This is a genomic window from Gemmatimonadota bacterium (assembly GCA_009692115.1).
Classification (GTDB): Bacteria; Gemmatimonadota; Gemmatimonadetes; order Gemmatimonadales; family GWC2-71-9; genus SHZU01.
In genome coordinates this window covers 334,447-355,691 of the sequence record SHZU01000002.1, presented here as the reverse complement: position 1 = coordinate 355,691, position 21,245 = coordinate 334,447, and the positions used below count along the sequence as shown (strand labels likewise).

General features: G+C 66.1%; 22 protein-coding genes. 3 read left to right on the top strand and 19 right to left on the bottom strand.

Annotated features, from left to right (window positions below; translation table 11 throughout):
- Genes ribD through EXR94_04095 form a run of 6 tightly spaced genes read right to left on the bottom strand, consistent with a single transcriptional unit; the run spans nucleotide 1 to nucleotide 5,358 of the window.
- Nucleotides 1-1,071: a bifunctional diaminohydroxyphosphoribosylaminopyrimidine deaminase/5-amino-6-(5-phosphoribosylamino)uracil reductase RibD gene (ribD, locus tag EXR94_04120; GenBank protein ID MSR01914.1), complete on the bottom strand. Its 1,071-nt coding sequence runs from the start codon at nucleotides 1,069-1,071 to the stop codon at nucleotides 1-3.
- Between the two features lie 2 nt (nucleotides 1,072-1,073).
- Nucleotides 1,074-1,415, bottom strand: a complete 342-nt coding sequence (locus EXR94_04115) for a hypothetical protein (GenBank protein MSR01913.1) — start codon at nucleotides 1,413-1,415, stop codon at nucleotides 1,074-1,076.
- A 41-nt stretch (nucleotides 1,416-1,456) separates the two neighbouring features.
- Entirely contained in the window at nucleotides 1,457-2,479 is a 1,023-nt protein-coding gene (locus EXR94_04110; GenBank protein ID MSR01912.1) for a phosphoribosylformylglycinamidine cyclo-ligase, read from the bottom strand.
- A complete protein-coding gene (locus tag EXR94_04105) occupies nucleotides 2,476-3,396 on the bottom strand; it encodes a sugar kinase (protein MSR01911.1) in 921 nt (306 codons plus the stop codon). The genes EXR94_04110 and EXR94_04105 overlap by 4 nt, the downstream gene beginning before the upstream one ends.
- A 1-nt stretch (nucleotide 3,397) precedes the next feature.
- Nucleotides 3,398-5,035 (bottom strand): arginine--tRNA ligase, encoded by a 1,638-nt coding sequence (locus EXR94_04100; GenBank protein MSR01910.1) that lies wholly within the window; start codon nucleotides 5,033-5,035, stop codon nucleotides 3,398-3,400.
- Nucleotides 5,032-5,358, bottom strand: coding sequence for a zinc ribbon domain-containing protein (locus EXR94_04095; GenBank protein ID MSR01909.1), 327 nt, complete (start codon nucleotides 5,356-5,358; stop codon nucleotides 5,032-5,034). Before EXR94_04095 ends, EXR94_04100 begins: the two co-directional genes overlap by 4 nt.
- A gap of 310 nt (nucleotides 5,359-5,668) precedes the next feature.
- Between EXR94_04095 and EXR94_04090 the strand changes: the two genes are divergently transcribed.
- Complete coding sequence (locus tag EXR94_04090; protein ID MSR01908.1) at nucleotides 5,669-6,004, top strand: hypothetical protein; 336 nt, start codon at nucleotides 5,669-5,671, stop codon at nucleotides 6,002-6,004.
- On the opposite strand, the gene EXR94_04085 is transcribed toward EXR94_04090, so the two are convergent.
- The 12 genes from EXR94_04085 to alr form a co-directional block, all read right to left on the bottom strand.
- Nucleotides 6,001-6,528, bottom strand: a complete 528-nt coding sequence (locus EXR94_04085) for a DinB family protein (protein MSR01907.1) — start codon at nucleotides 6,526-6,528, stop codon at nucleotides 6,001-6,003. The two genes, EXR94_04090 and EXR94_04085, sit on opposite strands and share 4 nt — an antisense overlap.
- Nucleotides 6,525-7,169 carry a hypothetical protein gene (locus tag EXR94_04080; protein MSR01906.1) on the bottom strand — a complete coding sequence of 215 codons (645 nt, stop codon included), beginning with the start codon at nucleotides 7,167-7,169 and terminating at the stop codon, nucleotides 6,525-6,527. Before EXR94_04080 ends, EXR94_04085 begins: the two co-directional genes overlap by 4 nt.
- A gap of 12 nt (nucleotides 7,170-7,181) precedes the next feature.
- The gene (locus EXR94_04075) at nucleotides 7,182-8,702 is read right to left on the bottom strand and encodes a methylmalonyl-CoA mutase (protein ID MSR01905.1); all 1,521 of its coding nucleotides are present in this window, start codon (nucleotides 8,700-8,702) and stop codon (nucleotides 7,182-7,184) included.
- Between the two features lie 26 nt (nucleotides 8,703-8,728).
- Entirely contained in the window at nucleotides 8,729-9,751 is a 1,023-nt protein-coding gene (locus EXR94_04070) for a class 1 fructose-bisphosphatase (protein ID MSR01904.1), read from the bottom strand.
- A 15-nt stretch (nucleotides 9,752-9,766) separates the two neighbouring features.
- Nucleotides 9,767-12,004 carry a DNA internalization-related competence protein ComEC/Rec2 gene (locus EXR94_04065; GenBank protein ID MSR01903.1) on the bottom strand — a complete coding sequence of 746 codons (2,238 nt, stop codon included), beginning with the start codon at nucleotides 12,002-12,004 and terminating at the stop codon, nucleotides 9,767-9,769.
- Between the two features lie 176 nt (nucleotides 12,005-12,180).
- Nucleotides 12,181-13,491, bottom strand: coding sequence for a tRNA (N6-isopentenyl adenosine(37)-C2)-methylthiotransferase MiaB (gene miaB, locus EXR94_04060; protein ID MSR01902.1), 1,311 nt, complete (start codon nucleotides 13,489-13,491; stop codon nucleotides 12,181-12,183).
- Between the two features lie 3 nt (nucleotides 13,492-13,494).
- On the bottom strand, nucleotides 13,495-14,637 hold the full coding sequence (locus tag EXR94_04055; protein MSR01901.1) for a hypothetical protein: 1,143 nt from the start codon (nucleotides 14,635-14,637) through the stop codon (nucleotides 13,495-13,497).
- Between the two features lies 1 nt (nucleotide 14,638).
- Nucleotides 14,639-15,868 (bottom strand): hypothetical protein, encoded by a 1,230-nt coding sequence (locus EXR94_04050; protein MSR01900.1) that lies wholly within the window; start codon nucleotides 15,866-15,868, stop codon nucleotides 14,639-14,641.
- Nucleotides 15,865-16,239, bottom strand: a complete 375-nt coding sequence (locus EXR94_04045; protein MSR01899.1) for a cytidine deaminase — start codon at nucleotides 16,237-16,239, stop codon at nucleotides 15,865-15,867. Before EXR94_04045 ends, EXR94_04050 begins: the two co-directional genes overlap by 4 nt.
- Nucleotides 16,240-16,243: 4 nt before the next feature.
- Nucleotides 16,244-17,428 (bottom strand): phosphopentomutase, encoded by a 1,185-nt coding sequence (locus EXR94_04040; GenBank protein ID MSR01898.1) that lies wholly within the window; start codon nucleotides 17,426-17,428, stop codon nucleotides 16,244-16,246.
- A complete protein-coding gene (locus EXR94_04035; protein ID MSR01897.1) occupies nucleotides 17,425-17,682 on the bottom strand; it encodes a DUF1844 domain-containing protein in 258 nt (85 codons plus the stop codon). Before EXR94_04035 ends, EXR94_04040 begins: the two co-directional genes overlap by 4 nt.
- Complete coding sequence (gene alr / locus EXR94_04030) at nucleotides 17,679-18,809, bottom strand: alanine racemase (GenBank protein MSR01896.1); 1,131 nt, start codon at nucleotides 18,807-18,809, stop codon at nucleotides 17,679-17,681. Before alr ends, EXR94_04035 begins: the two co-directional genes overlap by 4 nt.
- Between alr and EXR94_04025 the strand changes: the two genes are divergently transcribed.
- Nucleotides 18,794-19,549, top strand: coding sequence for a nucleoside triphosphate pyrophosphohydrolase (locus EXR94_04025; protein MSR01895.1), 756 nt, complete (start codon nucleotides 18,794-18,796; stop codon nucleotides 19,547-19,549). The two genes, alr and EXR94_04025, sit on opposite strands and share 16 nt — an antisense overlap.
- Entirely contained in the window at nucleotides 19,546-19,902 is a 357-nt protein-coding gene (locus tag EXR94_04020) for a hypothetical protein (GenBank protein ID MSR01894.1), read from the top strand. Before EXR94_04025 ends, EXR94_04020 begins: the two co-directional genes overlap by 4 nt.
- On the opposite strand, the gene EXR94_04015 is transcribed toward EXR94_04020, so the two are convergent.
- On the bottom strand, nucleotides 19,899-21,194 hold the full coding sequence (locus tag EXR94_04015; protein ID MSR01893.1) for an asparagine--tRNA ligase: 1,296 nt from the start codon (nucleotides 21,192-21,194) through the stop codon (nucleotides 19,899-19,901). The two genes, EXR94_04020 and EXR94_04015, sit on opposite strands and share 4 nt — an antisense overlap.
- Nucleotides 21,195-21,245: the final 51 nt, after the last annotated feature.

Here is a 21,245-nt window from a genome sequence, read left to right as displayed (position 1 = left end):
TTACCGCCGGTCGAACACGAGCAGGGTGTCCTGGCCGAGCGGCCGCCGCTCGGTCGCCACCCAGCGCTCGGCTTGGAGCAATGAGCCCACCTCATACCCGCGGGTAGCCGGGACGCCGCCATCGCCAAGCCACACCGGGCTCAGGATCCAAGCAAACCGGTCAATCAGTCCATCGGCCAACAGCTGACCCGTCAAACGGCCCCCGCCCTCCATCACGATGGAGTCGATGCCATGACGTTTGAGCGTCTGCATGACCTCCGGCAGCGAGCCCCCTCGGAGGACCGTGACGCCCCGCTCGGTGAGGCCGGCGGAGTCGATCGAATGGATTTGATCGCTCACCACGATGGTCGGGACCTCTCGGGCGGTCCGGACCAGATTCGACTCCCAATTCAACTTCCGGCTGCCAAGAAACACCACGCGGGTCGGACTCACCCGGGGATCGACGGCGCCCCGAACGGTGAGCATCGGGTCGTCGACCTGGGCGGTCCGGCCACCAACGCCGATGGCACCGAACCCGGCCCGGAACCAATGGACCCAATCCCGGGCTTCATCTCCGGAAATCCACCGGGAATGCCCGGCGGAGTCGGCAATCCGATGGTCCAGGCTAGTGGCGAGTTTGACGGCGACGAACGGTCGGTCACTCTGCCGGACCGCCCTGATGTAGCCGGCGTTCTGGCGCTCGATCTCGGCCTGGAGCAGGCCCGTTTCTACCTCGACGCCGGCGGCCCTGAGTCGGTCGGCTCCGCCCGCCTGGACCGGGTTGGGATCGGCCATGCCAATGACCACCCGCCGAATCCCGGCGGCGGCGATCAAGTCCGCGCAGGCCGGTTGCTTGGCCACCCGGCTGCAGGGTTCCAGGGTCGTCACCAAGGTGGCCCCGCGAGCCCGGGCGCCGGCGGCGGCTAGGGCCACCGCCTCCGCGTGGGGACCGCCAAACTCGGCGTGGTACCCCTCGCCGGCCACCACGCCCTCGGCCAGGACCACTGCCCCGACCAACGGGTTCGGATGGACCCGACCCCAGCCCCGGAGGGCCAGGTCGAGGGCTCGCTGCATGGCATGAGTTTCCGTCACGCCTACAGTTTAAACCCGAGGCCCACTCCGCCGAAGAACCGGCCTGACTTGGGATTGTGGGCTTCGAACACGGTCGGGAGTTTCTCGTCCTTACCGACCTGGAAGCCGCCCTCGAACGACAACCGGAGAAACCCGCCAATCGGGAAGGCGGCATTCATGACCGTCACGATCCGCATCGCCGACATGCTCGAGTCGGCCCGCGGAACCGGCAGCTTGGTGGCTTGATCGCGGTAGACCAGGGAGTAGTTGCCCTTGATCAGGTCGGCACCGGCACCTGCCGTGAACTCGAAGCCGGAAAACCTCCGCCCGACCATGAGGCGTGCGTTGAAAGCGGAGACCGCCACCATCCCTACGGTCGCCTCACCGGAAACTCCGCGCGCTAGCGTTAGGTGAATCGCACTCCGCGTTGGCCGGCGCGGATGTCTCCGGCGATCCAGGTCTCGATGCCCGCGGACCGGGCCGCGGTGCGGACCCGATCGACCTCGCCGGGCGGGACGGCCGCCAGCAGGCCCACACCGATGTTGAAGACCTCTCGCATCTCGAGTTCCGAGATCTGGCCCGCTCGCATCAGGAACGTAAACAGCGGCGGCCACTCCCAAGACCGGGAATCGATGACCGCCAAAACGTCTGGGGGCAATACCCGGACCAGGTTCCCGGCAATGCCGCCGCCAGTGATATGGGCAATGCCGTGGACCGCTCCGAGCACCGGGCAGAGGGCGTTGAAATAGCTTCGATGAACGGCCAGCAAGGCGTTTCCGATGCTCGTCCCCAGTTCGCTAACCTGTGAATCCACTGAGAGTTTCAGCCGGTCGAAGCACACCTTGCGGGCCAGGGTGTACCCGTTGGTATGGAGCCCGGAGGCGGGGTACCCGACCAGGACATCGCCGGCCGCAATCCGGTCGCCGTGGAGAGCGGCAGATTCCTCCACCACCCCGACAATTGTTCCGGCCAGGTCGTAGTCGCCGGGGGCGTAGATGTCGGGGAGCGAGGCGGTTTCGCCCCCGGTGAGGGCCATGCCATGCGCTCGGCATCCCCGAGCCACCCCTTCGACAATGCCGGCCAGTTGGGTTTCGGTGAGCCCATTGGATCCGATGTAATCCTGGAACGCGATCGGGGTGGCGCCATGCACCAGGATGTCGTTGACCGAGTGGTTGACGATGTCCTCACCGACGGTGTCGAAGACCCCGGCCATCCGGGCCACCAACACCTTGGTACCGACACTGTCGGTGCTCATCACCAGCACCGGCTGGCGGATCCCGTCCGGAATCCGAACCATGCCGCCAAAGCCGCCGATTTGTCCCCGCGACCATTGGGTCCGGGTGCTCGCGACTGCCAGCCCGATACGGCGCTTGGCGGCGTCGAGCGCCCCCAGGTCGACACCCGCCTTCGCGTACTGCCGTTCGGTCATGACAGCGGCTCCGCGGCCGGGACGTGGGTCAAGTCGACAAAGCGAGCGACCCGTTGTTGGACCGCATCGAAATCGACGCCCTCGAAGCCCTTGATCCCAAAGCCCTGGACCGCAAACGACCCCATGGTCGCTCCATACACCATGGCGCGCCGGAGCTGCTCGGGCGATGTGGAATCGGCCCGCGCCAGATATCCCATGAACCCGCCGGCAAACGCGTCCCCGGCCCCGGTCGGATCGAAGACTTCTTCGAGCGGATAGGCCGGGGCGTAAAAGGTCCGATTCGGCTCGACCAGGAGAGCGCCGTACTCACCCTGCTTGATGACCACCCGCTTCGGCCCGTGCTCGAGGATCCACCGGCCGGCCTTGTGGATGTTCCAGTTGCCCGACAGCTCGCGGGCCTCACTGTCGTTGACGAGCAGGATGTCGACCTTCTTGAGCAACGCCATCAGTTCCGGGCGCTTGCCCTGGATCCAGTAGTTCATGGTATCGCAGACGACGAGCCGGGGGCTTTGGATCTGCTCCAAGACGCTGAGCTGGAGTTCGGGGTCGATGTTCCCGAGAAATACAAACTTGGTGGTGCGCCATTCCGGGGGCAGCTGCGGTCGGAAAGTCGCGAAGACGCCGAGCCGGGTTTCAAGTGTTTCCCGGCTCTGAAGGTCATAACTGTATTTCCCCTTCCACCGAAAGCTCTCGCCCTCGGCTCGCTCGACACCCGACCAGTCGATCCCGCGGGGCGCGAGCCGGTCCAACTCCTCGGTCGGATAGTCGTTGCCGATGACTCCGACGACCTTGACGGGCGCCAAGAGCGAGGCAGCGACGCTGAAGAACACGGCAGAACCGCCCAACGCATCGGCGGTCTCGCCGAACGGAGTGTGAATCGAGTCCAACGCCACGCTACCGACGACGAGTAACGGCATCCTACATCCGATCCGGGGCCCGAAGCCCCAATAGCTTGAGTCCGTTCCCTAAGACCTGGCGGGCGGCCCGCGCCAGCACCAGTCGTGCCTGTTCGACCGCCGGGGCTTCGCCGAGCACCCGGCATTGGTGATACCAGCCGTGGGCCATCTGGGCAATCTCCTCCAGGTAGACCGTGATCCGGTGGGGCTCGCGTTCGGCCGCCGCCCGGGCCACGATTTCCGGAAACGCCGTCAGGGCCTTCAGGAGCTCGGTGTCCTCCGGGGCCGGGAGGCCGGCCAGATCCGCGACCTCGCCGACCGACTCCGGCGCCCGCTCCGCGACCCGGAAGAGACCAGTCATCCTGGCATGGGCCATTTGGACGTAGAACACCGGATTCTCGTCGGTCTGTTTCTTGGCCAAGTCGACGTCGAAGGCGAAGGGCGTTTCGCCGCGCCGCATCAGGAAGAAATACCGGGCGGCATCGACCCCCACCTCGTCGAGCAGCTCGCGTAGAGTGACGAAGTTCCCGGCCCGCTTCGACATTTTCACTTCCTCACCGCCGCGCACCACTTTGACCAACTGCACCAGCGGCACTTCGAAGCTCTCGGCCGGGTGGCCGAGCGCCACGAGGACCGCCCGCAACCGCGGGATATATCCGTGGTGGTCGGCGCCCCAGACGTCGATCAGGTGGTCGAACCCGCGGGCGAATTTGTCGATGTGATACGCGATGTCGGGCGCGAGATAGGTGAAGCTTCCGTCGCTCTTCTGGATGACCCGATCCTTGTCATCACCGAACGACGTCGTCCGCATCCAGGTGGCGCCGCCGTCGGTGAACAACAGGCCCTTGGCCTCGAGGAGCCGGAGCGCAACCGCCACCTTGCCTTCGTCGTACAGCGACTGTTCCGAGGTGTGAACGTCGAAATGAACCCCGAAATCCCGCATCAGTTGGTCTTGTTCCAGCCGCTGGCTCGCCAGGGCGAACGCCCGGCAGATCCGGACCGCCTCGGCCTCGGGGCGGTCCGGAAACCCGGGGGCCTCGGCGGCCATCAGCGCGACCGCTGACTCGCCCAGATACTCGCCATGGTACCCGCCCTCGGGCACCTCGCCCGGACGCCCGGCGGCCTGTTGGACCCGGGCCCAGAGACTCAGGGCCAGTTTATCGATCTGGGCCCCGGCGTCGTTGATGTAGAACTCCCGGACGACCGTATGCCCACTCCACTCGAGCAGCGCGGCGATGCCGTCGCCCAGGGCCGCCCCGCGTCCGTGGCCGACATGAAGCGGTCCGGTCGGGTTGGCCGACACGAACTCGACGTTGACCCGGATTCCTCGCCCGCCGTCCGAGCGTCCGTACTCCGCGCCGGCCCGGACGATGGCGGTGAGTTGGAGGGCGAGCGTGTCCTTGGCGAGCCAGAAATTGATGAACCCGGGGCCGGCAATCTCGGTCCGAACAATCAACGAGGCCGGCAAGGCGAGTGCGGCCACCACTTCCTCGGCCACTTTGCGCGGGTTGGTTCGGCGGGCTTTGGCCACGAGCAACGCCAAGTTGGTTGCCAGATCGCCATGATCCGGGTCGCGGGGACGTTCGATGACGAACGGCACCTCGGGGGCCCCGAGCAATCCGGCGATTCGATTCAGCTCCTGCCGAAGAACGTCGATCACTCGGTCGCCTTCTCGGCCTTCTTCTTTGGCTTCGGCTTCGATGCTGCCTCCGGGTCGGCCTTCGACGTCGACTCCGGGCTGGGCGTTGGGGTCGGCGCGACCGTGGCAGGTTCGCTACCGCCGTCCTTCCGCGGTCCCTTCCCGTCCTTGCCGTAATCAGTGATGTAGAACCCGCTGCCCTTGAAAATCAGCCCCGCCCCGCCGGAAATGATTCGGGTGGCTTTGGCGCCGCAGGTCGGACACTTCGACTTCGCCTTGGCGGAAATCTTCTGGAAGATCTCGAAGGCGTGGCCCTTGGCGCACTGATATTCGTAGGTTGGCATGGTCGCTGGTCGGAGACTGTAAGCAAATACGGCGTAGGAACTTAGCCGTGGGAGGGGGGCGGAACAAGACGCGGTGCCTCTGAATCGAAACTCCCGCGTCGCAACGGCCGTAGCGTGAGGAGAGTCACTCGCTTCCTCACCACCACTGAGAACCCCAACGAAAATTGCCGTTTGGTTGATCCTCGCGTTGGCGGGCCCGATGGCCGCACAATCAGCACCGCCATGCGACTCGCCCGATCATCGCACCTTCGATTTGTGGGTTGGGGATTGGGACGTAACCTAGAAGGGCAAGCCGACCGGCATCAACCTCGTGACTCTCGAGGAGGGTAAGCGCGTCGTCCACGAACATTGGACCGGGACGTCCGGCAGCACCGGGCAGAGCTTCAATTTCTTCGATCGCCAGATCGGCAAATGGCGGCAGGTCTGGATCGACAACGGCGGCAACCCCCTGGACCTCCGCGGCAGCTATCAGGACGGCCGGATGACACTTGCGGGTGTCACCCCCACGCCCAAGGGGTCGATCCGTCAGCGAATCATCTTCACCACCAACCCCGACGGCGCCGTGGGCCAACTGTGGGAGAGCTCCACCGACGAGGGCAAGACCTGGTCGGTGGCGTTTGACGGCCTTTACCGAAGAAAACGTTAGGCCGATGTCGGCGGCACCTTGACCGCCGAGGCGAGTCCCGGAATGCCGACCCCGCCAACGGACTTCGGGCTGTCCGCGACGATCCGGCGCAGGTACCCCACTTGGCCCAAGTGGAACGCCAAGTGGGTCGCCAGATGGATCAAGAAATCGCCGGTCGTGACCCGAAACCCGCCCACCGGTTCGGGGAATTCCGCCGCCAGATCGATCGGGCGACCGGATGCCAACGCGGTCCGAACGGCGGCACCGGCCGCCTCGAGTTCCCCGAGGAGCACATCGCGCGGAAGATGCCGGGCTGCAAACTCATGGACTCGGTCCCGCAGGTACCCGCTCCCCCCTAGCACCCCGCCGACGAAGTGGCGGAGATTCCCCGCGACATGGAGGGCCAAGGTACCGGCGGAGTTCGCAATCCCGGGTGGGATTGCCCACACCGCCTGATCGGTTGGGAACGCCGCGATCTCCCGCTTCATCGCCTCGAGGTCCCGGACCAGAATCCGTTCAATCCACTGGGTTACCATCGGGCTCATCCAATCGCGGCAAGGGTACTACGGTCGATGACATGACCGCCGGAGAACGTCCGGACGACGGCGGCCAGCCCGATCCCACTCAGCCGGGCCTGCTCGTTGCGGACTGCCTGGGTGGTGAGAAATTGATCGCGATCGCCGATCGCCATGAGGATGCTGCCGTTCCGGAGGCTGCTTCGGAGCCGCTCCAGATCGAGGTCCGGCGGCGCCGTGCCGCCCCACAGGCCGAGGCGACTGACAACTTGGTGGCCGTAGGCGACCCAACGCGAGGCCGTCGCGGCGCCTTGGGAGAACCCGTGGACCTCGATCCGCGGCTGGGGCGGAAAGGTCCCGATGACTTCATCCGCGACGAGGTCCAGATACCGAACGTAGTCCTCGATCTCGTGGTCCCGGTCCTCCTTGGTCATCCACGAGGCGCCGACACGACGGGTCTCCTTCTCGTCAAAGTACGACCGCGAGAGGGCCTCGGGGGCCACGATCAAGCGCCCCGGGCGGGCGGCCGGCTCGAACCACTTCAGAAAACCAGCGGCGAGTTGGCTGTAGCCATGGAGGACGAACCAGATCTCCTCGGCCCCGGTGCGCTCGCCGAGGGTGTAGTAGCGCGCCGTTCGAGGCACCACGATTCGATGATGCTGACAGCTCATCAGCGGCTTCCTTTACGCATGATAGACGCCCCAGACCCGACGGAGCACATCACTGATTTCGCCGAGCGTGGCGCGGGTCCGCACCGCGTCGAGGATCCGGGGCATCAGGGGTTCCGGTGTCGCCGCAGCCGCCTCCAAGCGGCCTAGGGCGCTCAACACCGCCGTGGCATCCCGCCGCCTCCGGGCCTCGGCTACCGCGGCCTGTTGCCCCGCTTCGAGGGCGGCAAAGTTCGGATTGGCCATGACCGGCATCACCTCATCGGTGGTGAATCGGTTGACCCCGACCACCACGATCCGGCCATCCTCCTGCGCCTTTTGGAATTCGTAGGCCGCCTGGGCAATGGCGTCTTGATAGTAACCCGTTTCCACCGCCCGCACGGCCCCTCCCATGGCTTCGATCTCCTCGATCAGCGCCACCGCGTCGGCCTCGATCCGGTCCGTCAGGCTCTCGACGTAATAGCTCCCGGCCAGCGGATCGACGCTCCGATTGAGGCCGCTTTCGTACCCGATGATTTGTTGGGTCCGGAGGGCCAGCGTGGCGGCCTCGGCGGTCGGCAGGGTCAGCGCTTCATCGTACCCGTTGGTGTGAAGCGACTGGGTGCCACCCAGGGTGGCCGCCAACGCTTGCACCGTGACCCGGACCACGTTGTTCAGTGACTGCTGGGCCTGGAGCGTGACCCCGCCGGTCTGGGTGTGGAACCGAAGCTTGCAGGTGGCATCGCCCGCCCCGAACCGATCGCGCGCCAGCCGGGCCCAGAGCCGCCGGGCCGCGCGAAACTTGGCCGCCTCCTCGAACAAGTCGTTGTGGGCCGCGAAGAAGAACGACAGCCGCGGGCCAAACCGGTCAATGGGCAGGCCCGCGGCGATCGCGCGGCGACAATACTCGAGTGCATTGGCCAAGGTAAAGGCCACCTCTTGGACCGCGGTCGATCCGGCTTCCCGGATATGATAGCCGCTGATCGAAATCGGGTTGAAGTTCATCTCCTCGTCGGCGACGAACCGGAAGATGTCGGTAATGAGCCGAAGCGATGGCTCGGCCGGGAAAATGTAGGTGCCCCGGGCGATGTACTCTTTCAAGAGATCGTTCTGAATCGTGCCGGAGAGTTGCTGCCGTGGAATGCCCTGCTCCTCGCCCACCACGACGTACATGGCCAGCAGGATCGCGGCGGTGGCGTTGATCGTCATCGAGGTCGAGACGCGATCCAGCGGAATGCCCCGGAACAGCACGGCCAAATCGTCCACCGTGTCGATCGCGACGCCCACTCGTCCCACCTCGCCGACGGACATTGGGTGATCGGAGTCGTAGCCCATCTGGGTCGGCAGGTCGAACGCGGTGGAGAGACCGGTTTGCCCGGCGGCGAGGAGCATTTGAAATCGGCGGTTGGTCGCCTCGGCGGTTCCAAAGCCCGCGTACTGCCGCATCGTCCAGAGTTTACCGGTGTACATCGTCGGCTGAACGCCGCGGGTGTACGGCCACTGGCCGGGTTCGCCGACATCGCCGGCCCAATCGGCCCGGCCCAGCACCGGGTTGATCGGGACGAGACCGGGATTCCCTTCGGTCACGACTCGGCCTCCCACTCGGCGAGAACCGCAGCGACGAACTCAACATCCCGCTTCGATCCGATCACCAGTGGAATCCGCTGGTGCAGCGCCCCGGGTTGGAGGTCGAGGATCCGGCGGCGGCCGTCAGTGGCGGCGCCCCCTGCCTGCTCGGCCAGCATCGCCATCGGATTGGCCTCGTAGGTCAGGCGGAGTTTACCGTTCACATTCTTGGTGTCGGCCGGATACAGAAAAATTCCGCCGGCAATCAAGTTCCGGTGGAAGTCGGCCACCAGGGACCCGATGTAGCGGCTGTTCTTCCCCTTGATCCGTTCGGGCATGTCGCCGTGGAGGCCCCGAACCGCCCGCTGAAACCCCTTGTTCCACCTGGCAAAATTGCTCTCGTTGACGCTGTAATACCTTCCGACCTCCGGCATCCGCAGGTTCTCGTGCGAAAGGAGGAACTCGCCGATGGTCGGATCAAGCGTGAATCCGTGGACGCCGTGTCCGGTGGTATACACCAGCATCACACTGGACCCGTACATCACGTATCCCGCGGCCACCTGCCGGAACCCGGGCTGAAGCACATCGGCCAGCGTACCAGGCCCCGCGGTCGACTCGCGGCGGTAGATCGAGAAAATGGTACCGACCGAGGCGTTGACGTCGATATTGGATGAGCCGTCGAGCGGGTCGAACAGCACGGCGTACTTGCCCGACGGCCAGCCTGGCGGCACCGGAATCAATTCCTCGTCCTCCTCGGACGCCATCACGCACACCCGACCGGTGTGACCCATCACGCTGGTCAGGGTCTCGTTCGCCATGATGTCGAGTTTCTTTTGCTCTTCCCCCTGAACATTGGTACTCCCGGCCGATCCCAGGATGTCGACCAACCCGGCCCGCCGAATGGAGGCCGCAATGATCTTGGCTCCCAACGCGAAGTCGTAGAGAAGGTTCGAGAGTTCGCCGGTGGCTTCCGGAAAGAGCCGCTCCTGTTCGAGGATGAAGCGCTCGATCGTGATAATCGGTCCGCCAAAAATCGCCATAGTGTCGTTGGCCCGTCAGAAAATGGGAAAGTCCGTCGTCCGCCCCCGGCCCCGCACCCGCATGCCGCTGTCGCCAACTTCGATCGACACCGTCCCGTCGGCATCGGTGCGCCAGACCGACACCCGACCAGCCGCCAACCGACCGAGGGTCTCGGGGGCCGGATGCCCGTACCGATTGACCCCGCTGCTCACCACCGCCACCCGAGGCGCCAACTGCGCGAGCCACGGCGTGCCTGTGGCCGTTCGGGACCCATGGTGGCCGACCTTGAGGACGTCGACCCGACCGATCGCCGAGCCGATTCGTTGCTCGACGGGAAACCCGGCGTCACCCGGGAATACCGCGGCGAAGGGTCCGCTTCGGACCACCAGCACCACGGAATCCTCGTTCAGATCCTCGCCCCACCGGCTCCACCCGGCCGTCGGATGAACGATCTCGAGCTCGACGCCATCGACCTCAATCCGGTCGCCCGCCCGCATCGGCCGCCACGCCGCTCTGCCGACCTCGAACTCCTCAAGCAACTCGGCATAGCTTCGGTCGGCGGTCAGCACGCCCGGCTCGAAGACCCGGTCGACCTGGACCGCATCGAGCACCGCCCCGCCCCCGCCGACATGATCCCGGTGGGCGTGAGAGAGGATCATCGCGTCGAGCCGCCGGACCCCTCGCTTGCGGAGGAACGGCACGATGGTCCGTTGGCCCGCATTGCCACGGGGGTCGGCCGGCCCGGCGTCGATCAGGACCCAATGCCCGTGGGGTGTTTCCAGCAGCGCGGCGTCGCCTTGCCCGACGTTCAGAAAATGTAATGTGAGACGGGAACCGGCGTGAGGCTCCGCCAGCCCCACCGCGAGGTGTCCGAGCGCCACGACCGCGAGTCCGAGCCCGAGCCGGCCGGTGGTCTCCGCCGCCCGGTGGCGGGTGCCGAACGCCCAGGTGGTCCAGACGACCACGGCGGCGGCCGCCAGAGCCGGCCAGATTCCGGGCGCAAACGACAGCGCCGCACCCGGAACGCCGGCGCCCCAATCGGCCAAGAACTCGAGCCCCCAGAGCAGCCCTCCGGCGGCGGCGGCAAACGCTCCGGCCACCGCCGGGCCCGCCGGGGCGGTCGCGAGGCTCACCATGACGGCTGGAACGGCCAGCGCCGCCACCGGAATGGCCACGATGTTGAGCCCGATACCGATTAGCGCCACATTGCCTAACGCGAACGCAGTGACCGGCGCGGTCGCGACGGTGGCACCGACCGAGGCTGCTACGACCCGGAGCCACGGCGCCTGGTGGAGGGATCGGTCGCTCCACGCCGTGGCTGCCGTTGCGCCCCAGAGCGCCAGGCCCGACAACCACGCGCCCAAATCGACGACGGCAAACGGATCGAAGGCAATCACGATGGCCAGAACCACGGCAAACAACGGCCCCGGTGCCGGGGCCCGCTGGCGGCGTCGTTCCAGGGCGGTCAGGACGGCGAGAATGGTGGCCCGGAGCGCCGGAGCGGGCGCGCCGATGAATCCGACGTAGCCGACTACCACCACAGCCGCGACGACCACCGCCTGGGTGCCGTGGCCGCAGAGGCGGGCCAGCAGAATGATCCAAGCCCAGATCAGCCCGACATGAAACCCGCTGATCGAGAGGAGGTGCACCAGGCCCGAGCGAGCGAACGCTTCCGACAGCACCGGGTCGATCGTGCCTCTCGAACCCAGGATCAACGCCCGAATGACGCCCGCCCGGGAGCCGTAGAGCTCACCGACCGTCTGAACCAACCAATTGCGAAGCCGCTCGGCGGGCCGGATCAGGCCGGGCGTGACCGTGGCCGTCTGAACGATCAGGAGACCCCGGGCCGGACCCAGTCCCTTCGGCGCTTGGGTCCACCGGCCGTCCAGGCGAACGAGTTGGCCGGCCCAGAGCGTATCGGCCCCCCCGCGGAGCCGAATCATGATGGATCCGCCGCACCGGCCGGCCGGCCGAAACCCCGCCGGCTGGCCGGACATCGCCGGTTCGGCCACTCGTCCGGTCAACTCCAGTGGGCCGACGGGCAAGATGGCATTGCAGCCACCATCGTCCTGCCACCGGGCCGCCCGCCCATGGCCCACCCCGATGGCAAGGATGACGGCCGCGCCACGAAAGCGGGGCCACCCAGCGACCCCTCCCAAGGCGCCGATCAGGGCCACGCCGGCGCTCCACCCGCCCGCGAGTCCGGCCGTGATGCCGAAGCCGAAGCTGACGAGCCCGATCAGGGCCGGCGATGGAACGCGGACGGGGGACACGGCTTACAATGCCGAATCCCCGGCGCCCCCAACTAACCCTTATTCCCCGATATGTGGCTAACCGCCCCCGGCCCCTCAGGCCTTTGCCGACGCCGTCCCGCACCGGGGAGAAAGCGCCACTCGCCGGAGGGCGTTGTACGCCTCGACCCCATGGTCTTCGACCGCATTCTTGAGCTTCACAGAACCGCCATCGCCTGCGTGGTGTGAATGGTGCCAGTGAACGTCGACCCCGTGGTACCGGTCAACCGGACCGTATGGTACTCCCCGATCTGCTCCGGCCCGACATCGAGCAAGACCATCGAATTGGTCCGGGTCCGTCCGAGCATGCCTCCCCGCTTGGCGGGTTGCTCGACGAGCACCTCGGCGAATTCGCCGACCTTCCCCAGGTTCTTTCGCCGCGTCTGATGGCGAGCCAAGGCAATCAACCGGGCCAATCGTTCCGACGCGATCTCGTCGGGCACCGGGTCCTTCAGGCGAACCGCCGGGGTGCCCTCTCGCATGGAGTATCGGAAGGTATAGGCATCGTCAAAGGCCACGGTCTCGACCAGCGAGAGCGTCTCCTGGAACTGCTCCTCGGTTTCCCCGGGGAAACCGACAATGATGTCCGTCGAAAAGGTGATCGTCGGCATCGCCCGCCGCAACCGATCGACCACATCCAGGTACTGGTCCCGGTCATAGCGGCGAAGCATCCGTTTGAGGACGGCGCTCGATCCGCTTTGGACCGGCAGGTGGACATGCTCACAGACCGCCGGTGTCGTCGCCATGGCCTCGATCACCCGGTCAGTGAAATCGGTGGGATACGGGCTCGTAAATCGAATCCGCCGGATCCCCTCCACCGCGCCGACCGCTCGGAGCAGATCGGCAAAGTCAGCAGCCCCGTGGCGATACGAATTGACGGTCTGACCCAGCAACGTGACTTCGGTTTTGCCCTCGGGCACGAGAGACCGGACCTCGTGGACGATGTCCTCGATACTTCGGCTCCGCTCCGGGCCCCGGGTATAGGGCACGATGCAGAACGTGCACTTGTAGTCACAGCCCCGCTGCACGGTGACGAACGCCGTCGGGCCATCCGAACGAATCGGCGGAACGTCCTCGTAGTGTTCCCATGACCGGAACTCGGTGTCCGTCGCGCGCCGGCCGACCGATGCATCGTGAATCAACTCGGCAAGGTTTCGATAGGAATCGGGACCGATCACGAGATCGAGCTTGGGGACTCGATCGAGCAAGGTCGAGCCGAGCCGCTGCGCCATACAGCCGACGACCCCCAAGACCGACCCCGGGCGCTTATGCCGCTGGAGTTCCCCCACCCGACCGACGACCCGTTGCTCGGCGTGATCCCGGACCGCACAGGTGTTGACCAGCATCACATCCGCCAGCGCCGGGTCCTCGACCCGGGTATACCCATGGGCGAATAGAACCCCGAACATGAGTTCGGTGTCGGCCACATTCATTTGGCAGCCATAGGTCTCGATGTAGGCCCGCCGCATCGATCAGGGCCGAATCGAGAAGCCGAGCGTCACCACCGTCGCTCGTTCGGTGTAGCCACCGCCATCGGAGCGCCACAGTTGTTGGAGCGCCACGTCAAAGCCGCCGCGCCCCTCGGTGAAACGAAGGCCGGTGCCGGCCGAGATTCCGTATTCGTGAGGCTGGTTCCCGATCCGGATCGGGAACGGCAACGTCGCGTAAAATCCGCCGAGCCGCCACGGCCGGTGTCCCGGGTTCTTGGGATCGCGGAGGATCTCGATGCCGCCGGACATTTCATACGCGTTGTCGGCCCCGACGCCGCCTTGGGCTCGGATGTCGGCATCGGATGCCCGCCACCGCTTTTCGGAGTAGCTCGCCGCCAGCGCGACCTTCTGACTCGGCTGCCAGCGGGCCCCGAAACCAAAACTGGTCGGCAGGTCAGTCCGGGCAATCCGCGTCGTGTCGCGGTCAATGCCAAGATGCCCGTCGGTCCGGAACGTCCCGGCCACGGTGAGTCTCTGCGCCACCCGAAACATGGCGCCGGCGGAAATTCCCAAACCGAGGTACGACAGCGTCGATCGCTCCGACGCGGTGGCATAGGCCGAGTCGGAGAAGGTGCGCCGGTTCTCGAGCCGGTTCGATCCGGTGATGGCATGGAGGCCCAGTCCGAGATGCAGCGCGGAAGTGGCCCGCCATCCGCCCGCCAGGCGAACGTCGGACAGGCCGCCCCGGGAAATCAACGTGTCGAACACGCCAACCGGCACCCCGCGGAGGCTGACCGTGTCGGTGGTGCCTAAGGCGAAATTCCGGTCGGTGTAGCCCGACATACTGATCGCCGCGCCTAACCGGGTGCCGCCAATCGGCCCCACCGCGAGGATATGGGGAAACCGGTTGTCCTTGGCCGAAGACGATCCGAACGGATTGGTTGACCGTCGAAAATTCTGGGCGCTGGAGAACAGGGAGGCGAATTGAACCGCCAAGGCGGGGGTCGCCGGATTGACACTCGACTCGAGGTCGAACAATCCGAAAGCCCCTCCCGTGGCAATGGCCCGCGGGGACAGAGGCCGGACCGGGATGCCCAACCCCCGGACCCCGAATTGCGACGACTGGGCTTGGAGCCCCGCCGGCGTGGCCAACAGAGCAAGCCCGAACAGCAGAGCAGTCCTCATGCTACGGCCTCCCCGGGCGGGTCGGCAGCCCATACGTCAATCGAAGTCTCGGTTGTCCGGTTGGCGACCGAGTGGAGTAGAACACCGGCTGCATGAAGCCGCCGCCCAGGGGTTCGTCCAAATGGGCAATGAATACCACCGGCGGCGGCCCGCCGGCCACCTGCCATTGAGACACCATTGAGAACATGTCCGCCTGGGTCGCGTTGGTGGTGCCTTGGCCCAATCCCCCCTTGACCAACAGTCCGGCAGCCCCGAGCGGCGGGGACTTGGCCCCGAGATCGGCGGCCACGCCACGAACCGCCATCGAGTCCCCTCCCGGATTGTTCGGCAAGCCGTCGAGCCGAGCGGCCGGTGTCAACTCGAGGGTGGCCCGGAGGATCTGAGACGAATCCAGGATGAACTTCGGGATCGCGAAGCGAAGAATCGACCGGGCGGCTTGCGGCCCTCCGATGTAGAGCAGGTCGGGGTTGGCCCCAACCGCGAGGTCGCGGTTGCCAACGTAGCCCAGCTTGTCGGCGGCGTCGGGCCGAACCGACGTTCGCTGCCGTTGCTTGGCCGTATCGCTGACGTCGACTTTCCCGCGGGTTTCGAACAAGGGGCCGGAGGTGAGCCCCGACCCGCCACCCAAGCGGACCCCAGTGGGCTTGTCGGCCCGGACGGTGAGCCCAAGGGCAAACCGACCGCTGTCCGCCTCGGGACCATCGATCAGGGCGAGCCGGGGGCCCACAAACAGCGCTTCGATTTTGCCGAGTTTGACCGTGTCCGCGACCGCGATGCTGTCGAACGCCGGCGCTCCGGCGATCAGCGCCTGGAGCGAATCGAACGTGATGGCGGTATCCACCGTGATCGGGACGCGGTGGAGGAACAGCATGAGATTCTTGGCCGTACTGTCGCGGGCTTGGAGCGAAAATGAGATCGAGATGGTGTCGACGATCAGAGCCCGCTGGGCCCCATCGACTTGAATCGAATCGCGGCGTTGCTTCGGAAACACCAGAAACGACCGCAGTTCGCCGGCCGCCAGCCCGGATGAGACCAGGAGCACCGTGTTGGAAGCCCGAGGGAAATAGCCGAAAAACGCCGAGTCGCTCCCCGCAATCGCGAGGATCGTCGTGTCCCGGACGATGATCTGCTCCCCGGGACAGAGGGTTGGGCAATCACCCGGAGTAGTGATGTTTTCCTGACACGCCGCCACGGCGATGACTGTCGCGAGGCCAGCGAATAGTTTCCTCATGCCAACGACTCCGGCCCGAATGAATCGGGCAATAAATCTCGTATCCGCCATCGTTTGGTCGACGACGGTCCCACAGCCTCTACCACCCAGTCCACCCCGAACTCAGCCAGCACCTGCCGACAGGCACCACAGGGAGCCGCCGGCGGTTCCGTACCGGTCACCACCACGATCCTGAGGAACTCCCGAATCCCTGAACTGACCGCCTGGACCACCGCGGCCCGCTCAGCACAGATCGTCAGACCGTACGAGGCGTTCTCGACATTGCACCCCACGAACACCTGGCCGCTGGTGGCCTCGAGCGCCGCCCCGACCTGGAATCCCGAGTAGGGGGCGTACGCCCGTTGCCGGACCGCCCAGGCCTGTTCGACCACCGCATCAGCCAGACCACACCTCCGTTAAAAACGAGCGTCCGGCTGAGAGCGGCTCCACTCCCAGGAACTCCGCAATCGTCTGCCCAACGTCAGCGAGCGTCGTCCGTTCGCCGATCCCGACCGGCCGGACTTTCGGGCCGTAGATCAACACCGGGACCCGCTCCCGCGAGTGGTCGGTGGATGGGGTCGTCGGGTCGTTCCCGTGATCGGCCGTAAATATAATCAAATCATCCGGTTGCACGTTCCCGAGAAGCCTGGGGACGGCCTGGTCGAGTTCCCGGAGCCCTTGCAGGAATCCCGGCACGTCGTTCCGGTGGCCCCACGTCTGATCGAACTCGATGACATTGGCGAAGATGAATCCGGCCGTTGCCACCCGCAGGGCCTCCTCCAGCAGCCGATAGGCCGCCTCGTTGGTCGCAGCGTGCGTACTCTGGATGCCCCGTCCGGCAAAAAGGTCGTCGACCTTCCCAATCCCGATCCGGGGCTGGCCGGCCCGTTCCAGCCGATCGAGCAGTGTGGCCCCGGGTGGCGGCAGCGAGAAGTCCCGGCGGCGGGCGGTCCGAACCCAATGACCGGGCCCGCCTTCGAATGGCCTCGCAATGACCCTCGACACGCCCCAGGGCCCGGTACAGAGGGTTCGCGCTAACTCACAAGCCCGGTACAGTTCCTCGACCGGGACCACGCCCTCGTGCGCGGCAATCTGCAGCACGCTATCGGCCGAGGTGTAGACGATCCAGTGGCCGGTCCGGAGGTGCTCCGATCCGAAGGTCTCGATGATCGCCGTACCTGACGCCGGCCGGTTTGCCAGCACCCCCCGGCCGGTCCGGTCCGAAAAGGCCATGACCAGAGCCGCCGGGAACCCCTCCGGAAACGTCGGAAACGCCCGATCGAGCACCACGCCCGTGAGTTCCCAGTGGCCCGTAATGCTGTCCTTGCCCGGGCTCGCTGGTTGGGCGGTCCCATAGGCCGCCGAACCCGCCGCGGTTCCACTGATCCCGGCCAAGGTGCCGCAGCGACCGACTCCCAGCCGCTCCAATTCCGGCAAACCGAACCCCTCCGGGTACCATTGCGATGCCTGGGCCAGGGCGTTGCCCAAGGTATTGCTGCCCGCGTCGCCATACGCGGCTTGATCGTGCGCCGGTCCGATCCCGAGGCCGTCGAGAACGATCAGCGCCGCCCGGCGGCTCACGTCGAGTCGCCGCTTTGGACGAAGCGAAACCGAAGCGCCGTCAGGGCGTCCGCCAGGAGCTTGGCCTCGTCAGCCTCGAGGTGCCCCTGGGTCTTCTTCTCGAGCATGCCTAACGTGTCGATCAGAGTCTGGGCCACTTGTCGCGGGGTGATCCCCGGGATTTTCTCCGCCCCCGGGGGCAACTGGCCCGCCAGAGCTCCCTCGGCCTGTTGCGCCAAACCGAACACCAGCGTCGCAAGGTGCGGGTTCATCATCCCTCCAGGTATCGGCGGACCACCCGGGATCCGACCGCGGTGAGTAGTTCATAACTGATCGTGCCGGCCCGGCCGGCCTGGCGCTCCAACCCGACCCGGCCGCCGAACAGGGTGGCGATGTCGCCGACCCGGACCGCGCCCGCGGGAGCCACCACCATCGTCATGTCCATCGTGACCCGCCCGGCAATCGGCCACTCCCGGTCGCCGATCGACACCACCCCCGTGTTGCCTAACGTTCGATGAAGACCATCGGCGTACCCGATGGCCAGAGTCGCGACTTCGGCGTCGGCGCCCGCCAGGTAACTCGCGGCGTAGCTGACCGGGTCACCGGCCCGAATCGGGCGCACCGCGACGACCCCGGCCGTCAATTGCGCCACCGACGCACCGGCGAGACAGCCGGCCTCCCCGCCGTAGAGAAAGATGCCCGGCCGTGCGAGGGTCCCCGCGAACCGCCGCCGCCACTGCCCCGCGCCGCTGTTGGCGGCATGGATCAGCGGCGGCGGCGAACCGAGGGACGCTACGATCGTCTCGAACCGCGACCACTGGAGAATCGTCGCCGATTCCGAGGAGTCCGCCGAGGCGAAGTGCGTAAAAACCCCCTCGAACCCGTCCGCCTGCCGGAGCCGCACCGGCAACGCGGCAAGCCCGTCGGCGGCGTGCCAGCGAAAACCCGCCCGCCCCATTCCGGTGTCGATTTCGAGGTGAAAGGGCCCCGGCGAACGATCGAGCCAGGCGTCGAGACTTTCGAGATCGCCGATCGCGGGTCGGACCCCGAGCGCGATGTACTCGTCTATCCACTGGGGCCGAAACGGCCAGAACGCCACGATCGGACGCTCGATTCCGGCCTCCCGGAGCGTCCGGGCCTCGGCGAGCGTGGCCACCCCGAAGCCCCACGGCCCAACCGATTCAAGGGCCCGGGCCACGGCTACCGCGCCCAGGCCGTAGGCGTTGGCCTTCACCATCGGCATGATCGGGACCCCGACCAGGCTCGCGAATTGTCGCGCATTTCGGACAACGGCTGCGAGATCCACCGTTAACCAAGGTCCCTGTTCCTCCACGTCCCTCTCCCCGCGTCTATCCCGATTGGGTACAATAAGGGCCGGGAGACTAAATGCAAGAAAAGTCAGCGCTTGAACGAGCCATGGCGATGGTGGTCGATCTCCGAGCCCGGTGTGCCTGGGACCGGGTTCAGACCCGGGAGACGCTCCGCCCCTACCTGATCGAAGAAGTGCACGAGCTCGACTCGGCCATCGGCGAGCGGGACCCCGACGCGATTCGGCGCGAGGTCGGGGATTTCCTGCTCCATCTGGCGTGGCAACTCGTCCTGGCTGAGGAACTCGGAGAATTCACCGCCGAGCAGGTGGGGGCGGATGTCGAAACCAAGATGAAGCGACGGCATCCGCATCTGTTTGACTTGGGGCCAAAGGAACCCTGGGAACTCCTCAAGAAGCGGGAGGGGTCCCGCGGCGTCCTGAAAGGCTTGCCGGCGTCGCTTCCGGACCTGCTGCTCGCCTATCGGCTTGGTGAGCGAGCGGCGGCCATCGGGTTCGACTGGCCCGATACCCGAGGCCCAATCGACAAAGTCCGGGAGGAACTCGCGGAGGTGGAGGAGGCCTTGAGCGCCGGCGACCCGGCGGCCCTGGATCACGAACTCGGCGACCTGTTGTTCTCGGTCGTGAATCTCGCTCGGAAGGCTGGGGTAGTCCCCGGCCCCGCGCTGGACCGCGCCAACACCCGATTCCGCAGCCGGTTCGAGGGCGTCGAGGAGCTGGCCGAGGCGCGCGGACTTGATCCATCGACGGCCGGGCTCGCCGCGCTCGACGAGCTCTGGAATGAGGCCAAGCGGCGCGAGCGAGGCGGCAAATGAGAGCCCCGCTGACCGTGGCGGCCACGCTGGCAGCGGCGTGCGCGGGTTCCACGCGGCAAGCGGTGGTTCGGGCCGGCCCAGCCAATTGCCGGGCGGTCGACTCGGCGGCCGGGCAATGGCGGGCCGCGATTTTCATTGACGGGACCCGAGTGGGCGATCACCTCGGGGCCCGGCTCGAGCAGGCTCTGCCGGAAAGCTTCGAACTGACCGACCCCGAACCGCCCGGGTTCGCCGCGTTGCGGCCCGACGCGATCGACCTGCTCCAATTTTCCCGAGGGGCCGAGGTCGAAACCGCGATGGGCCTCTGCCCCGGCTACGTCGCGTGGCTCATCACGACGAAGCGGCCACGTTAGGGGTACAGCCGGTGGATCTGGCGGGGGAACGCGATCGTTTCCCGGATATGGGGAACGCCGCAGATCCAGGCCACCGTCCGTTCGACCCCGAGCCCAAAGCCCGAATGTACGAAGGTGCCATAGCGGCGGAGGTCGAGGTACCAGCCGTAGGCTTTCGGATCGAGCCCCTGGGCCTCGATCCGAGCCAGCAGGCGGTCCGGATCATCCTCCCGCTGCGACCCGCCGATGATCTCCCCATATCCTTCCGGAGCCAAGCAGTCGTTCCCCAGCACCGTCCTCGAATCGGCGGGGTTTTCCTTCATGTAAAAGGCCTTCACTTCCTTCGGATAGTTCATCACGAAGATCGGCCGATCGTATTCCTTGCAGAGCAGGGTTTCGTCATCGCCGCCAAGATCCTGGCCCCAGGTGAGGTCCGAGCCAAGCTGGTTGAGCCGGGCCACCGCGTCGGTGTAGGTAATCCGAGGGAATGGCGGGATGACCCGTTCGAGCGCCGCGGTGTCCCGTTCCAACTCCTTGAGCTCCACCTGACATTTGTCGAGTGCCCGGGCAACCAACGAACTCACGAACTCTTCCTGGAGCCTCATGTTGGCGGCGGAATCGGCAAAAGCCACTTCCGGCTCGACCATCCAGAACTCGGTCAAATGCCGCCGGGTCTTTGACTTCTCGGCCCGAAACGTCGGTCCGAAGCAGTACACTTTCCCGAGCGCGGCACAGGCCGCCTCGACGTACAGCTGGCCCGTCTGGGCCAGGTAGGCTTGCCCGAGATCGAAGTACTCGGTCGAGAAGAGATTGCCCGCCTCTTCGCCGATGCTGCCGGTCAGGATCGGTGTGCTGACGTGGCAGAAGCCCCGCTGGTTGAAGAAATCATGGATGCCTAAGAAGACTTGGTGGCGAACCTTGGCGATGGCAACTTGCTTCCGGCTTCGGAGCCAGAGGTGGCGATGCTCAAACAAGAACGAGGTGCCGTGCTCCTTCGGCGAGATTGGAAAGTCGACGCTCGGCCCGAGAATCTCGAGGTCGGTCACGCTCAGCTCGGCGCCGCCTTCTTGGCGGGCGTCGAGCCGGACGGTTCCCGTGACCACGACCGAGGTTTCGAGCGTCAGGGTCAGCGCCCGGTTCCAAATCTCCTCGGACACATCCCGTTTCGAGACGACGCATTGGACGTAGGCGGAGCCATCGCGAACCACGACGAACGCAATCTTGCCGCTCGACCGGGTGGTGGTGACCCACCCCCGGATCGTGACCGCCTGGTCCGCGAGCCCCGACAATTGATCAATTCTTGTGTCCTTCATACCGAGATTCCGTTAGTGCGGGTGCCTATTGTACCGAGGAGGCGAACACGG

Bases quoted from the DNA above. Each gene is read 5' to 3' on its own strand.
- EXR94_04015 (MSR01893.1), bottom strand. From the start codon at position 21,194: ATGAAGGACACAAGAATTGATCAATTGTCGGGGCTCGCGGACCAGGCG.
- EXR94_04050 (MSR01900.1), bottom strand. From the start codon at position 15,868: ATGAGGAAACTATTCGCTGGCCTCGCGACAGTCATCGCCGTGGCGGCG.
- EXR94_04105 (MSR01911.1), bottom strand. From the start codon at position 3,396: ATGCCGTTACTCGTCGTCGGTAGCGTGGCGTTGGACTCGATTCACACT.
- EXR94_04070 (MSR01904.1), bottom strand. From the start codon at position 9,751: ATGGCGATTTTTGGCGGACCGATTATCACGATCGAGCGCTTCATCCTC.
- EXR94_04025 (MSR01895.1), top strand. From the start codon at position 18,794: ATGCAAGAAAAGTCAGCGCTTGAACGAGCCATGGCGATGGTGGTCGAT.
- EXR94_04085 (MSR01907.1), bottom strand. From the start codon at position 6,528: ATGAGCCCGATGGTAACCCAGTGGATTGAACGGATTCTGGTCCGGGAC.
- miaB (MSR01902.1), bottom strand. From the start codon at position 13,491: ATGCGGCGGGCCTACATCGAGACCTATGGCTGCCAAATGAATGTGGCC.
- EXR94_04020 (MSR01894.1), top strand. From the start codon at position 19,546: ATGAGAGCCCCGCTGACCGTGGCGGCCACGCTGGCAGCGGCGTGCGCG.
- EXR94_04080 (MSR01906.1), bottom strand. From the start codon at position 7,169: ATGAGCTGTCAGCATCATCGAATCGTGGTGCCTCGAACGGCGCGCTAC.
- EXR94_04055 (MSR01901.1), bottom strand. From the start codon at position 14,637: ATGAGGACTGCTCTGCTGTTCGGGCTTGCTCTGTTGGCCACGCCGGCG.
- EXR94_04095 (MSR01909.1), bottom strand. From the start codon at position 5,358: ATGCCAACCTACGAATATCAGTGCGCCAAGGGCCACGCCTTCGAGATC.
- EXR94_04035 (MSR01897.1), bottom strand. From the start codon at position 17,682: ATGATGAACCCGCACCTTGCGACGCTGGTGTTCGGTTTGGCGCAACAG.
- EXR94_04110 (MSR01912.1), bottom strand. From the start codon at position 2,479: ATGACCGAACGGCAGTACGCGAAGGCGGGTGTCGACCTGGGGGCGCTC.